This is a genomic window from Wenzhouxiangella sp. AB-CW3 (assembly GCF_014725735.1).
GTDB lineage: Bacteria > Pseudomonadota > Gammaproteobacteria > Xanthomonadales > Wenzhouxiangellaceae > Wenzhouxiangella.
In genome coordinates this window covers 1,178,684-1,191,230 of the sequence record NZ_CP061368.1, presented here as the reverse complement: position 1 = coordinate 1,191,230, position 12,547 = coordinate 1,178,684, and the positions used below count along the sequence as shown (strand labels likewise).

Genomic DNA, 12,547 nt, shown 5'->3' with positions numbered 1-12,547 from the left:
CGCACCCTCCGGTGTGATTCAGGCATAACGGAAGCCGCGGACTCCCGGCACCAGCAGCAGCGGCACGATGACCACCCAGGCCAGCAAAACAAGCCCCATCGTCAGCAGGCTGACCTGCCAATCGAGCAGCAGGCCCAGAACCACCGGCCCGGCCGCGGTCGACAGCACCATCAGCGCGGCATACACCCCTCGAATCATGCCAAGCTGACGGGTCCCGAACAGTTCGACCCACACCGCACCACTGATCACACCGTTGAGACCGGCGGTCATTCCCAGCCCCGCGAACATCAGCCACATGGCCGGTCCGGCCGGAATCACACCAAGCCCCAGCACACCGAGACCCGCCGGCAGCAGGTGAAAACGCAGCAGGGCTCGCGCACTGAATCGATCGACCAGTCGCCCCCCAGCAAATGCCGCCGAGCCCTGCATCAGGGCGAACAGCACAAAGCCCGATGCCACGGCCGTCAAGGACCATTCCAGTCTGTCGGCCAGCGCGCTCTGGTGCAGAAACAAGGCCGTGACCACGAATGGCGGCACCAGGACCACGGCCAGCACGCGCAGAAAACTGCCATGCACAAACAGTTTGCGGCGCGTCATCCATTCGGGCGGCGTCCCGGAGGCTTGGTGCGCGTCGTCACCACCACTCCCTGCCAGCGGACGGGCCATCCACCACAAGGCCGGCAGCGCAACAAGTAAAATGCCTGCGCCCGCGCATAACCACACGCTTCGCCAGTCCATCCAGCCCAGGGCAAAAGCCACCAGGGGCGGGAAACTTGCCTCACCGAGGATGAACCCGTAGGTCGCCATGGCAACGGCGCGGCCGCGGCGCTTCCGGGCATAGCGGCCGGCGGCCACCACCGCCAGGTGCCCGATCAGGCCCTGCCCGGCCAGACGCACGAGAAACAGTCCGGCAACCAGCCATGCCAGCCCGGGGCTCAGACCGATCATGAAGGCGCCGATTGTAAGCAGACAGGCGGTCAGCACGATGGCACGGCGCATCGGCAGATAATCAGCAATCGCACCCAGCCAGAACATCAGCAAGCCACTGGCCAGGGTGGCCAGGCCATAAAAGCTGCCCAGCGCCGTTTCGCTCAGCCCGAACTCGGCTCGAAAGCCGCTGCCGAACAGGCCGATGAAGAAGGTCTGCCCCACCGATGAACACAAGGCCGCGGCCAGCGCGAAACGACCGGCGGGAGGAAGACCCTGAACAGGGGAATGATTCAATGAATGGTCCGAAAAAGTCTGCCCGCGAATCATACTAACCCGAGCAGCGATGATGATCTCGAGCGACTCAGCCAGCCCCGGACCCGCGGGGCTGGCATGTCATCGTTGTAGCTCTCGTTCCTTAGAATCGACCCTTAGAATCGACCATTCAATCTCAGCCACATACTGCGCCCCGGCTCGGGCACCCGGCTAGGCTCGGCGCCCAGTTCGGCCAGGCCCTGCTGAATGTGTTCCGCGTAGTGGCGATCCAGCAGGTTGTCGATGCCCGCGGTCAGCCTGATACTGTCGGAAAAGCGGTAACCACCGTAGATGGACAGCACCGCAAATCCCGGGGTCTCGCCCGAATCGAGTGAGTAGATGGTGCCGTGCCCCGGATGGATGCGATCCTGGCGTGCCACCGCGCGCAGCAGCCCACCGGCCGACCAGGTGCCATCGTCGTAGTCCACACCCAGGGTGCCCTCGAGCGGTGGGGTCTGGGCCAGCGGCACATTGTCGGTGTCGTTGTCGCTGCGAACCCAGGCCAGCGTGGTCACCAGCCCGACACGATCGCTCAGCTCGTAGCTGACATCCAGTTCGCTACCCACCGTGGTGGCGTCCACGTTGCGCGCCTCAACGGCATGCTCCCCCGGCACACTGACCAGGATGTAATTGTCGAGCTTGCCGTAGAACAGCGCCAGCGTACCGCTGAGACGGTCGCCCGCGTAGCGCAGACCGGTATCGAACTGGGTCAGCACTTCCGAAGACAGGTCGAAGTCACGCCGTCGCTCCCAGAAGTCGGCGGCCCGCTCGGCCCGACCCACGCCGGCATACAGCATGACCGGCGCGGCAGCCAGCTCATGGCTGTAGCGCGCAAAAGCGCTGGTCTGTCCCGAGCGGTCCACCGTGCCTTCAGGCGCACCACCCAACCCCCCTTCGGCCAGCACCTCGGCCCGGCTGCGATCCAGACGCAGGCCGGTGGTGAAGCGACCCTGATCGCCTGCCGGGCGTGACAGTTCGCTGAACACACCGTACTGCCGGAACTCGATGCTGTCATTGCGTGGCACCTGGCGGAACTCGAATGCCGACGGCCCCATCAGGCGGTTGGCGCGATGGGTGTCATCAAGTCCGTCCACCCCGAACGCCAGCTGGGTGTCGTCGGCAGGCAGCAGTTCAGACGTCAGTCGAAAGCCGCGTGTGCGGCGATCCGGGTAGCTCACCATCGGCATCCCGGGCGGTTCACGCAATGTGAAGTTGTCCATGACATGGTCGATGTGGTTGTAGTACAGCATGGCCTCGACCTCCTCGACGTAGCGACCGAGATCGCGACGCACCGCGCGCAGCGACACTCCGGTGCGGTCGAAACTGGAGCCGTCCATGCCACGATCATCGTAGGCTGCCTCGGCATCGGAACGGTCCAGGCCCACCTCGACCAGGGTGTGGTCGTCCGGTCGCCATCCGAACACGCCCGAGGCGCTCCAGCGCTCGTACTGCGAGTGCACGCGGCGACCGTCTCCGGCCCTGTAGTCATCCTGTTCAGACCAGGTGCCAATCACGCGGCCATACCCGGCACGACTGCCAGCACTGGCCTCGAAGGTGACATCACGCCGGCCGAAGCTGCCCAGCGTGGTACTGGCATAGCCGGCCAGCGGACGCTCGTCGAACACCGGCTCGGATCGTTCGAAGCGCACCACGCCGGCCGCACTGGCGCCATGGCGCACCGACTGCGGCCCCTTGAGCACCTCGATGCTGTCATAGGCTTCCGGAAACACGTAGGCGGTGGGCGGGTCCATGCGTCCGCCACAGCCACCCAGGTTGGTGGTGCCGCCGACCAGAATGTTCAGGCGCGAGCCACCCAGTCCTCGCAACTCCGGGTCGCCACTGGTGCCGCCCTTGCGACTGAGCGTGAAACCGGGGATGGACTTCAGGTAGGAACCGCCGTCGTGAGCCGGCAGCGGGAGGCGCGGCTGACGGGGGTCGGTGCTGAGACTGTAGGGGTCGATCATCAGTGGCGCGGTCACCACGATGGTGTCCATCACCAGCAGCCCCCGCAGGCGCTCACTGATCAGATACCCCGATTCATGTTCTTTTCGTTCGTCCTCGTGGGCATCAATGGCTGTTGTCCAAGCCAGCGCGCACGACAATACAACGGCTGGCAGCATGCCAACTGCAGGTCTGTTCATGATCTTGAATCTCCTGTTTCATAGCGAGCCGGGCGCTGCAATGCCGCGGCTCCGAAAAACTCGATTTCGGGAGTGGGTCAGGAGATCGAGACAGGAGGTGCACGAGTGGGTGGAAGGCCGGTGAGTCGTTGCCCCGCATGATCCACCGCGGCCAGGAAAGGCGGCTGGTGAACGGGAGCAATGGTGGCCAGCGAGTCCGGTGTCGGCACCGGCACGGCGCTGGAGAACACGGACTTCCAGGGACACTCCGGCGCATCGTCGTGGCCATGGCCATCGTTACCATCTGATACAGCCACGCCATGCAAGCCGCCGGAAGGGCAAACCTTGAGACCGTCCTCGCTGGGCATGTAGCCGTCGACCACCGCACCCCGCGCCAGAATGGCGAGCAGCAGAAACGGAAGCCAGTAGCGGTTGTAGCGATCAGTCACGGTCGGTGCCAGGACCTGGAAACGGCGATGGGGCAATAGTAGCGTCCAATATGCATCTTCATTATGATACAGATCAAATCGGACAACTACTTGCCGCGCACGAAACGACGAATCTGACGACGCTGGCGCTTGTCGGGACGCCCTGCCGGCCCCTCACCCGCCGCACGCTCCTGGCGCCGCTGCTCGATCTGCTGCTCGCGCGCCTTGCGGCCGGCTTCGGTTTCGGCATACATCTCGCGGGCCAGCGGCGCCGATACCCGGCGTTCGCCCAGTTGCTCGACGATCACCTCGAAGACCAGTTCACCACGGGTAATGCGCAAGCGATCGCCCACGCGCACCAGCCGCGACGGCTTGGGGCTGGCGCCGTTGATCTCGACCTTGCCGCCACGCACGGCCTGGCTGGCCAGCGAGCGGGTCTTGAAGAAGCGGGCGGCCCATAGCCATTTGTCTAGTCTTACGGGGGGCATGGGGATGAGGGTTAAGTGTGAAGTGTGAAGTGTGAAGTGTGAAGTGTTAAGTGTTAGGTGTTAGGTGATGGGTTAGTTGCGTTCTTCCAGGCGTTGGAGGCGTTGGTTGATGTTGCGTAGTTCGCGTAGGACTTCCTGGCGGGCCAGTTCTTCTTCGTCGGCGTGGATGGATTGGGTGGCTGTCACGATGATGGCGATGAACAGGTTGAGGACCATGAACGAGGAGATCAGGATGAAGGGTACGAAATAGACCCAGATCCAGGGATAGACTTCCTGCATGGGGCGGGCGATGCCCGATGACCAGGACTCCAGCGTCATGATCTGAAACAGGGAAAACAGGCTGGCGCCCAGGTTGCCCCAGTACTCCGGGAAGCTGTCGCGGAACAGCATGGTGCCCATGACGGCGAAGACGTAGAAGATCAGCACCAGCAGCAGCGCGGTCCAGCCGATGCCGGGCAGCGAACGCATGATCGATTCGATGATGGCGCGCAGACGCGGAATCTGGGACAGCAGCCTGAGCACGCGCAACACGCGCAGGGCACGCAGGATCTCGAACGGGCCGGCGGCCGGCACCAGCGAAATACCTACGACGAAGAAGTCGAACAGGTTCCAGCCCGAACGGAAGAAACGCGGGCCGAACGCCACCAGCTTGAGCAGGATCTCGACGACAAATACCGCCAGGATGAGGGCATTGGTGGTCAGCAGCAGGCCGCCAGCCTGCGCCATCACCGCCGGCGAGGTCTCCAGCCCCAAGATCACCGCGTTGATGATGATCAGCGCGATGATAAAGCGGGTAAACGGAACGCCTTCGACCCAGTGCCCCAGGCGAATACGCCAGGGGGCAAAGTCTGTCGTGTCGATATCAGGACGAGGCGGCATGCTGCCCATCCCCGCTGTCGTCCTTGCCGGCCCTTGGAGCCAGCGCCTCGACCAGCAGGGTATTCACCCGGCGCACGTAGGCGGCCGGATCAGCCAGCTCGCCACCCTCGGCCAGCAGGGCCTGGTCAAACAACAGTTGTGAGAGCTCGCCGAAGCGCTTGTCGTCACTGATCCCGTCCATGGCCTGAAGCAGTGGGTGACCGGCGTTGATCTCCAGATCAGGCTTCGTTTCAGGCACCTCCTGGCCGGCCTGGCGCAACATCTTCTGCATTTGCAGCGTCATGCCGTGCTCATCGGCCACGATGCAGCCCGGGGACTCGGTCAGACGTGTGCCCGGCTGCACATTGCCGACCACATCACCCAGTGCCCGCTTGATGCGCCCGGCCAGTTTCGAGGCCGCTTCGTCGGGTTCGGCTGCCTCGTCATCCAGATCCAGCTTTCCACGGGCTACCGACTTGAGCTTCTTGCTCTTGTACTCGTCCAGGTGGGCGACCAGCCATTCGTCGATCCGGTCGGTCAGCAACAGCACTTCGATGCCGCGCTGGCGAAAGGCTTCGAGGTGCGGGCTGTTCTGGGCCACCTTTAGCGAGTCGGCCGTCAGGAACCAGATGGTGTCATCATCTTCGCCCATGCGCGACAGATAGTCGTCCAGACCAACCGTCTCGCCTGCGCTGTCTTCATGGGTGGAGGCAAAACGCAATAGCGAGGCAATGCGCTCGCGTTGCTCGAAGTCCTCGATCACGCCTTCTTTCAGCACCGACCCGAATGCCTTCCAGAACTGCTCCCAGCGCTCACCGCCTTCCTTGGCCAGCTTCTCGATCAGGTCGAGACTGCGCTTGACCACCGTGGCGCGAATCTTCTTGAGCAGCGGACTGTCCTGCAGGATCTCGCGCGAAACATTGAGCGGCAGATCGGCCGAATCCACCACCCCGCGCATGAAGCGCAGATAGCGCGGCACCACCTGTTCGGCGGCATCCATGATGAACACACGTTGGATATAGAGCTTGACGCCCTCGCGTTCATCGCGGTTGATCAGCATGTCGAACGGCGCCTGGCCCGGCAGGTACAGCAGCAGGCTGTAGCGCTGGCTGCCCTCCACATGGTGATGCGCCCAGCTCACCGGTTTTTCCGTATCGCCGGTCAGGCTGGAATAAAACTCCTCGTATTCGGCCTGCTCGATGTCGCTCCTGGGCCGCGACCACAGCGCCTGGCTGTCGTTGACGGTGGCCGCGTCCTCATCCTTGCCGGCCTCGGTCAGCCGGATCGGGAACGCGATGTGATTTGAGTAGTGGCGGATAATGCGCTCGATCTGCCAGCGATTGAGCAAATCCCGATGCTCTTCACGCAAGATCAGCGTGACGCGGGTGCCGTGGTCGGCCAGCTCGCAGGGCTCGATTCGATACTGGCCATCTCCAGCCGATACCCAGCGCACCCCCTGCTCGGCTGTCGCTCCGACACGGCGGGTTTCCACCTGGACCTCGTCGGCAACGATGAAGGCCGAATAAAAACCCACGCCGAACTGCCCGATCAGGCTGGCATCCTTTTTCTGGTCGCCGGTCAGCGACTCGAGAAACTGGCGGGTGCCCGAGCGCGCGATGGTGCCCAGGTTGGCCACCACCTCATCGCGACTCATGCCAATGCCGCGGTCCGACACCACCAGCGTGCCGGCCTCCGGGTCGATGCTCACGTCAATGGCCAGATCCTGGTCCAGTCCCTTGAGGGCCTCGTTGGTCAGCGCTTCGAAACGCAGCTTATCGCTGGCATCCGAGGCATTGGAAATCAGCTCCCGCAGGAAGATTTCCCGATTGGAATAGAGGGCGTTGATCATCAGCTTGAGCAGCTGATGGACCTCGGTATCGAAAGACCGGGTTTCGGCACTGAATGCTTCGCTCATGTCACAACTCGACGAACAGCTTGAGAGACGGGACAAAATTGGGCCTCGTCGGGGCCGTTTTCAAGTCGTGCCACACCCGCCCGGGCCCGATTTGCATCGAGCCGCCCCTCCCCGCATAATAACTCGCTGCCCGTGACGACGGGCCTGGCCGGAAAACGGATCCACGAGCCGACATGCGGCCAAGCGGCTCGCGGGCGTCATTGCGCCCGCAAAAACCAGCCAAAACCACAAAGAATCGCCATGCGTCATCGTTACCAGATCACGATCACCGACTACCGCGGCGCGCGCCACTTCACCCTGAGCCAGCTGATGCGCCGAACCCTGGCCGGAATCGTGGCCGGGCTCGCGCTGATCTTCCTGGGCGGGTCGCTGATGATACATATGCTCGCGGGCAAGGTCGGCAGCCTCAACGCCGAGGTCGACGAGCTCCAGGCCCTGCATGACACCATTGCCAGTAGTAACGCTGCACTGCTGTCCGAGCGCGCCCAGCTCCAGGACGAAGTTGAAGACAAGGCCCGCGCCCTGTCGGCCATCAGCGCCGAGATAGACCAGATCGAGATCCTGGTCGGACTGCAACCCGAACCCGAGCGCCCGCTGGTCCAGCGCATCGACACCGCCAGCCAGACCGCTTTCGAAAAGCGCCTGATGCTCGAATCCATACCGTCGGGCTACCCCGTGGAGTCCGGCCGGGTCACCAGCAGCTTCGGCATGCGACGCCACCCCATTCACGACCGCATGGCCAAACACGGCGGCGTCGACCTGCGTGCCCCCCGCGGCACCCCCATCTACGCCACCGCCGACGGCCTGGTGGAATGGGCCGCCAAGCACCACAACAGCGGCCTGGGCAAGATGGTCAAGCTGATCCACAACTACGGGTTTTCGACCGTGTACGGGCACCTCGACGAGATCAAGGTCGAATCGGGCAGCTACGTCAAGCGCGGCCAACTGCTGGGATATTCCGGCAACACCGGCGCATCGACCGCCCCACACCTGCATTACGAGGTCCGCTACTTGCAGCGGCGGCTAGACCCCGCCCCCTTCCTGCAGTGGTCACTTGAGGACTACGATGTTTTGTTTACCAAAGAGGATCGCGTTCAATGGGAATCATTAGCCGAGGTCGTGCGCAGAACGGCCAGCGTGCCGGAACGACCGTCATTGCAGCAGGCACAAAGCTGGTCGGCGACCTTGCCCTGACCGACAACCTGCATATTGACGGCCGCATCGAAGGCACGGTGCAGTCCGATGCCGAAGTAGCCATCGGCGAGCAGGGCAGCATCGACGGCGAAATTCACGCAAGCCGCATACTCGTCAGCGGCCACTTTCAGGGCAACATCGAGGCCGAACGGCTGGAAATCGCCGCGGGTGGGCGCGTTGACGGCGATGTAGTCGTGGGCGAACTCATTATCGAGTCCGGCGCACAGTTCAACGGCTCGAGCAAGATCCGCGGCCAGGAACCACCACGCCAGCTGGGACACATGAGCGACGGGGAAGCAACCGAAGAATCAGAAGAATCAGCAGCCGACCAAGGGACTGACAACCAGAAAGACAGCAAGAAGCCCGCAAAAACCTCCTGACTGGCCCCTGACCCCACTAATGTGCGGTCATCACGATCGCAGAGCCCGCAAAAACAGAAAAGGCCAGCTCGGAGGCTGGCCTTTCGCTATGCAAAGCGCTGGAAAACCGGATCAGGCGCGAGCGCGGTTCCGGGCGCGGCCGGTCAGCTTTTCCTTGATGCGGGCGGCCTTGCCTTCCAGATTGCGCAGGTAGAACAGCTTGGCGCGACGCACCTTGCCCCGACGCTTCACCTTGACCGACTCGATCAGGGGGCTATAGGTCTGGAACACACGCTCCACCCCGGTGCCGTGGGACACCTTCCGCACGGTAAAGGCCGAATTCACGCCGCGATTGCGCTTGGCAATCACCACACCCTCAAAGGCCTGCAGTCGCTGGCGATCGCCCTCACGCACCCACAGATTCACGACGACTGTATCGCCGGCACCGAATTCCGGGATTTCCCGCTCGGTCTGTTCCTTGTTGATTTCGTCGATGATGTTGCTCATGACTGCTCTTCCCGAATCGTTCAAACAGGCCTCATGACGAGGCAGACAAGCCGGCAAGTATAACCGATCCTGCCACTTCATTGGAAGACCCATTCCCCTCCGGATTTACGCGCCCCCGGCGCCCTCAGGCCACTACCCGGCGCCTCGAGTCCCTGCCGGAGCAGCCACCGCCCCCGAGGGGGGGCTGTCGCCATTTGGGCCAGACGGACAGTTGCGGTCATGGGTACGTCATTTGCGGTCGGTACAGTCTGATTCGGCTGAGTGAACTCGGCGGACCATGGAGACCTGATTGAAGATCTCCGGTGACCGGGCCTGGATGTCTGGCCACCCGGATCTTTGGGATACGAAAGCAACCTTCCAACCATGAGGAAAAGATCATGCTGAGTCGATTTACCCACATACCCTCTACCTGCCTGGCACTTGCCGCCATTCTAGCGATTGCCACGAGCATACCGGGAGCAACTGTTGCCCAAACCGATGGTGCCACGACTTCCGACACGATGACCTTGTACATCGTGCGTCACGGACAGACAGACTGGAATGCACAGGACCGGATTCAGGGCGATACGGACAACCCGCTCAACGATACAGGCATTCAACAGGCAGAGCAGGTCGCGGCACAACTGGGGGGCGGTCACAGTCGATCGGATTTATCCCAGCGCGCTGGTGCGCGCCATTCAGACAGCCGAAACCATCGCTGACAGCATCGGCGCCAAGGTCGTGCCTGACGAGCGTTTGAACGAGCGCTCTCGAGGGATTTACGAGGGTCGAGTTCAGTCCGAAGTGCGGTCCGAATTTCAGCCACGCTTCGCCGCCCTTGATGACGACATGAATGGCGGAGAAAGCCTGCGATCCATCGCCGAAAGGGTCGGAGCATTCACCCGCGAAATGGTTGAAAAGCATATGGGCCATACCGTGATGGTGGTAGGACATAGTGGCGTGAACCCGCTTGTGATTGGAGAGCTGATCGACCTCGAACCCGAGCGTGCCATTGCAGAAGTCAGACAAGGCAACGATGAAGTCTACAAACTCGAAGTCTCCAGCAACGGAGCGGTAGCCATCTGGAAGCTCATTCCGGAAGATCGCCTGGAACAGCTTTGACAAGAACCTGGCTGCCCCGGGCCCTCCGGGGCAGCCCAAGCAGTAAATATCCCCCGGCTTTGCCGGGGGATATTTACTGCCCACCTGATTCACCACCCGCCCTGCTGCGGCGCCGCCAGGCCCAGCGTCTGCGGCGTTTCGCTCGGTCGCAAGTCCTCACCGTAGCAGTGGCTACGCCTCCGGCTTGCTCGGTCGCGAAACACCAGAGCCACAGGACCTGACGACCCCTCCCGACGGACGGGTGGTGAATCAGGTAGGTCAATACTGGCATCCAGCGCCACCCAGACATGCTCGAGGATCCAAACAAATTGAACACTGCGCCATCAGAGTAATCCTCGTCAATAAGCAAAAACCAACGATTAATGCCAGGCTCAAGATCATGTATCGGTCTTGATATGTTTCCCGACCTTTTTCGGAATGAAAAAGAGGACTATGGTCTTGACCCGCTTTCGTGGACACCTGATCCTTTGAGAATAGGAGGTGTTCCAAATGCCAAGATCCCATTCCCCGTATCCGGAGGAGTTCCGCAAACAGATGGTCGATCTGGTCCGTTCAGGCCGCACGCCCGAGTCACTGGCCAAGGAGTTCGAACCAACCGCACAGTCGATCCGCAACTGGGTCGTCCAGGCCGACCGCGATGAGGGCCGGCGCGGCGACGGTCTGACCTCGGCCGAGCGCGCTGAACTGACGAAATTGCGCGGTGAGAACCGGCGGCTGCGCCAGGAACGCGAGATCTTAAAAAAAGCCGCGGCCTGGTTCGCCAGGGAGAGCGAGTCGTCCCCGAAGAAGGGTTCCGGTTCGTGAGCGCTCACCGGGCCGAATTTCCGGTTGCCACGATGTGCCGGGTGCTGGGTCTCTCCACCAGTGGGTACTACGCGTGGCGCCGACGCGATATCTGCCGCCGCAAGCGCGAGGACGCGCGTCTGTTGGCGCGCATTCGCGCCCATCATGCGGCCTCGAAGGGCCGCTACGGTGCGCCAAAGATCCACGCCGACCTGGTCGAAGAAGGCTGGCAAGTTGGTCGCAAGCGGGTCGCGCGCCTGATGCGCGAAGACGGCCTGGTGGGCGTGACCCGGCGTCGCTGGGTAGTGACCACCCGACGCGGCCGGACTGACCGTGCCGCCCCGGATCGCGTTGAGCGAGACTTTACGGCCGAGCGTCCGGATCAGCTCTGGGTCGCCGATATCACCTACATTCCGACCTGGTCGGGTTTTCTGTATCTGGCGGTGGTGCTGGACGTGTTCAGTCGCCGGATTGTCGGCTGGTCGATGGCCGGTCATCTGCGGGCCGAGCTGGTGCTCGATGCCCTGGAGATGGCCATCCGGCGCCGGCAGCCGAGTCGGGTGATCCACCACTCCGACCAAGGCTGCCAGTACACCTCGCTGGAATTCGGCGAGCAATGCCGCAAGGCCGGGATAGTGCCTTCGATGGGCAGCGTTGGAGACTGCTACGATAACGCCATGGCCGAGAGCTTCTTTGCCACGCTCGAGTGCGAACTGCTTCAGGGCAGCCGGTTCCGGAACCATGCGCAGGCCCGCCGGGCTGTGTTCGAGTTCATCGAAGGCTGGTACAACCCTAGGCGTCGACATCAGAGTCTCGGTCAAGTCGCACCGATGGAGTTCGAGAAGCGCTATGCTCAATTCACTTCAACCCCAAAACCTGAACTGTCCACTGAAGCGGGGTAAGACCATTCCTTTTTAGCTGTTTATGGGACAGCAGTGATACTGCTTGAAACTGGCATCCAGCGCCACCCAGGTGTCGGCTTCCACCATATAACGACCGCCTGACGGGATATAGTCAATGGCCGCTTCGACCCAGACATGCTCCAGGATCACGTTGGTGACCGAACTGTTGTTGCTTGAGCTCATGCCAACCGGAATGCCGCCGGCGCTGGCATGTTGCATGGCGGCGTTGACGTGGCGGAAGTTGCCCATCCAGTTGGTGAACTTCCGCGCCACGCTCAGTTTTCTACCTCTCGTTATGCCCCCCCTAACGAACCTTTCATGGACGCTTGGGGCTTTATGGCAAGAAATATCGCCAAACCAAAATATGCGCATAGCAAGACGGTCATTAAGAGCCACAAGCCGTACTTATCGGGCGTCCAAATAAAATATGACAAACCAGCTGTCGTTGTTGCCAAAATGGCGTATTGGGCCAATACTGCCATCCGCTGTGAAGCCGGCGGATACTCGGCGATCCTTTGGTCTTCCTCGGCAAAACCTCTCTCTTTCTTCTGGGTATTTAGAAACAAGTAAAATATCATGGATTTTCTAGAAGAGTGAATCACCAAATGCAAGAAGACCACCACATAGAGGTTTGCCATGATAATCCCCGC

At 62.0% G+C, this 12,547-nt stretch carries 14 protein-coding genes; 5 read left to right on the top strand and 9 right to left on the bottom strand.

The window, feature by feature from the left end:
• Positions 1–18: 18 nt before the first annotated feature.
• The 6 genes from IC757_RS05145 to htpG all read right to left on the bottom strand — a co-directional run bounded on the left by IC757_RS05145 (position 19) and on the right by htpG (position 7,051).
• Positions 19–1,224, bottom strand: a complete 1,206-nt coding sequence (locus IC757_RS05145; RefSeq protein WP_190976297.1) for an MFS transporter — start codon at positions 1,222–1,224, stop codon at positions 19–21.
• A 134-nt stretch (positions 1,225–1,358) separates the two neighbouring features.
• Complete coding sequence (locus IC757_RS05140) at positions 1,359–3,383, bottom strand: TonB-dependent copper receptor (RefSeq protein ID WP_223846261.1); 2,025 nt, start codon at positions 3,381–3,383, stop codon at positions 1,359–1,361.
• Positions 3,384–3,460: 77 nt separating this feature from the next.
• A complete protein-coding gene (locus tag IC757_RS05135) occupies positions 3,461–3,847 on the bottom strand; it encodes a DUF2946 family protein (protein ID WP_190976296.1) in 387 nt (128 codons plus the stop codon).
• 50 nt (positions 3,848–3,897) lie between these two features.
• Positions 3,898–4,278, bottom strand: coding sequence for an RNA-binding S4 domain-containing protein (locus IC757_RS05130; RefSeq protein WP_190976295.1), 381 nt, complete (start codon positions 4,276–4,278; stop codon positions 3,898–3,900).
• Positions 4,279–4,350: 72 nt separating this feature from the next.
• Positions 4,351–5,157, bottom strand: coding sequence for an ion transporter (locus tag IC757_RS05125; RefSeq protein ID WP_190976294.1), 807 nt, complete (start codon positions 5,155–5,157; stop codon positions 4,351–4,353).
• Positions 5,141–7,051 carry a molecular chaperone HtpG gene (htpG, locus tag IC757_RS05120; protein WP_190976293.1) on the bottom strand — a complete coding sequence of 637 codons (1,911 nt, stop codon included), beginning with the start codon at positions 7,049–7,051 and terminating at the stop codon, positions 5,141–5,143. Before htpG ends, IC757_RS05125 begins: the two co-directional genes overlap by 17 nt.
• Before the next feature lie 240 nt (positions 7,052–7,291).
• On the opposite strand from htpG, the gene IC757_RS05115 reads away from it, so the two are divergent.
• Both IC757_RS05115 and IC757_RS05110 read left to right on the top strand, forming a co-directional pair.
• Positions 7,292–8,245 carry a M23 family metallopeptidase gene (locus IC757_RS05115; protein ID WP_190976292.1) on the top strand — a complete coding sequence of 318 codons (954 nt, stop codon included), beginning with the start codon at positions 7,292–7,294 and terminating at the stop codon, positions 8,243–8,245.
• Complete coding sequence (locus IC757_RS05110; protein WP_190976291.1) at positions 8,149–8,625, top strand: polymer-forming cytoskeletal protein; 477 nt, start codon at positions 8,149–8,151, stop codon at positions 8,623–8,625. Before IC757_RS05115 ends, IC757_RS05110 begins: the two co-directional genes overlap by 97 nt.
• A gap of 111 nt (positions 8,626–8,736) precedes the next feature.
• Here the strand turns inward: IC757_RS05110 and rplS are convergent, their stop codons facing one another.
• On the bottom strand, positions 8,737–9,111 hold the full coding sequence (gene rplS / locus IC757_RS05105; protein ID WP_190976290.1) for a 50S ribosomal protein L19: 375 nt from the start codon (positions 9,109–9,111) through the stop codon (positions 8,737–8,739).
• Between the two features lie 377 nt (positions 9,112–9,488).
• Between rplS and IC757_RS16850 the strand changes: the two genes are divergently transcribed.
• The 3 genes from IC757_RS16850 (at position 9,489) to IC757_RS05090 (ending at position 11,897) form a co-directional block, all read left to right on the top strand.
• Entirely contained in the window at positions 9,489–9,812 is a 324-nt protein-coding gene (locus IC757_RS16850; protein ID WP_263405584.1) for a histidine phosphatase family protein, read from the top strand.
• On the top strand, positions 9,778–10,212 hold the full coding sequence (locus IC757_RS05095; protein ID WP_190976289.1) for a histidine phosphatase family protein: 435 nt from the start codon (positions 9,778–9,780) through the stop codon (positions 10,210–10,212). Before IC757_RS16850 ends, IC757_RS05095 begins: the two co-directional genes overlap by 35 nt.
• A gap of 489 nt (positions 10,213–10,701) precedes the next feature.
• Positions 10,702–11,897 (top strand): IS3 family transposase gene (locus IC757_RS05090; protein WP_190976288.1). Its coding sequence is split into 2 segments (ribosomal slippage): positions 10,702–10,960 and positions 10,960–11,897, totalling 1,197 coding nucleotides; the frame shifts between segments, so codons are not numbered across the junction.
• Positions 11,898–11,909: 12 nt separating this feature from the next.
• On the opposite strand, the gene IC757_RS05085 is transcribed toward IC757_RS05090, so the two are convergent.
• Together IC757_RS05085 and IC757_RS05080 are read right to left on the bottom strand one after the other, a co-directional pair.
• Positions 11,910–12,170: a hypothetical protein gene (locus IC757_RS05085; protein ID WP_190976287.1), complete on the bottom strand. Its 261-nt coding sequence runs from the start codon at positions 12,168–12,170 to the stop codon at positions 11,910–11,912.
• Between the two features lie 20 nt (positions 12,171–12,190).
• Positions 12,191–12,535 carry a hypothetical protein gene (locus IC757_RS05080; protein ID WP_190976286.1) on the bottom strand — a complete coding sequence of 115 codons (345 nt, stop codon included), beginning with the start codon at positions 12,533–12,535 and terminating at the stop codon, positions 12,191–12,193.
• Positions 12,536–12,547: the final 12 nt, after the last annotated feature.

Excerpts from the sequence above, each read along its gene's own strand:
- IC757_RS05115 (WP_190976292.1), top strand. The coding sequence starts at position 7,292 with ATGCGTCATCGTTACCAGATCACGATCACCGACTACCGCGGCGCGCGC.
- IC757_RS05125 (WP_190976294.1), bottom strand. The coding sequence starts at position 5,157 with ATGCCGCCTCGTCCTGATATCGACACGACAGACTTTGCCCCCTGGCGT.
- IC757_RS16850 (WP_263405584.1), top strand. The coding sequence starts at position 9,489 with ATGCTGAGTCGATTTACCCACATACCCTCTACCTGCCTGGCACTTGCC.
- IC757_RS05110 (WP_190976291.1), top strand. The coding sequence starts at position 8,149 with ATGGGAATCATTAGCCGAGGTCGTGCGCAGAACGGCCAGCGTGCCGGA.
- IC757_RS05080 (WP_190976286.1), bottom strand. The coding sequence starts at position 12,535 with ATGGCAAACCTCTATGTGGTGGTCTTCTTGCATTTGGTGATTCACTCT.
- htpG (WP_190976293.1), bottom strand. The coding sequence starts at position 7,051 with ATGAGCGAAGCATTCAGTGCCGAAACCCGGTCTTTCGATACCGAGGTC.
- IC757_RS05140 (WP_223846261.1), bottom strand. The coding sequence starts at position 3,383 with ATGAACAGACCTGCAGTTGGCATGCTGCCAGCCGTTGTATTGTCGTGC.
- IC757_RS05130 (WP_190976295.1), bottom strand. The coding sequence starts at position 4,278 with ATGCCCCCCGTAAGACTAGACAAATGGCTATGGGCCGCCCGCTTCTTC.
- rplS (WP_190976290.1), bottom strand. The coding sequence starts at position 9,111 with ATGAGCAACATCATCGACGAAATCAACAAGGAACAGACCGAGCGGGAA.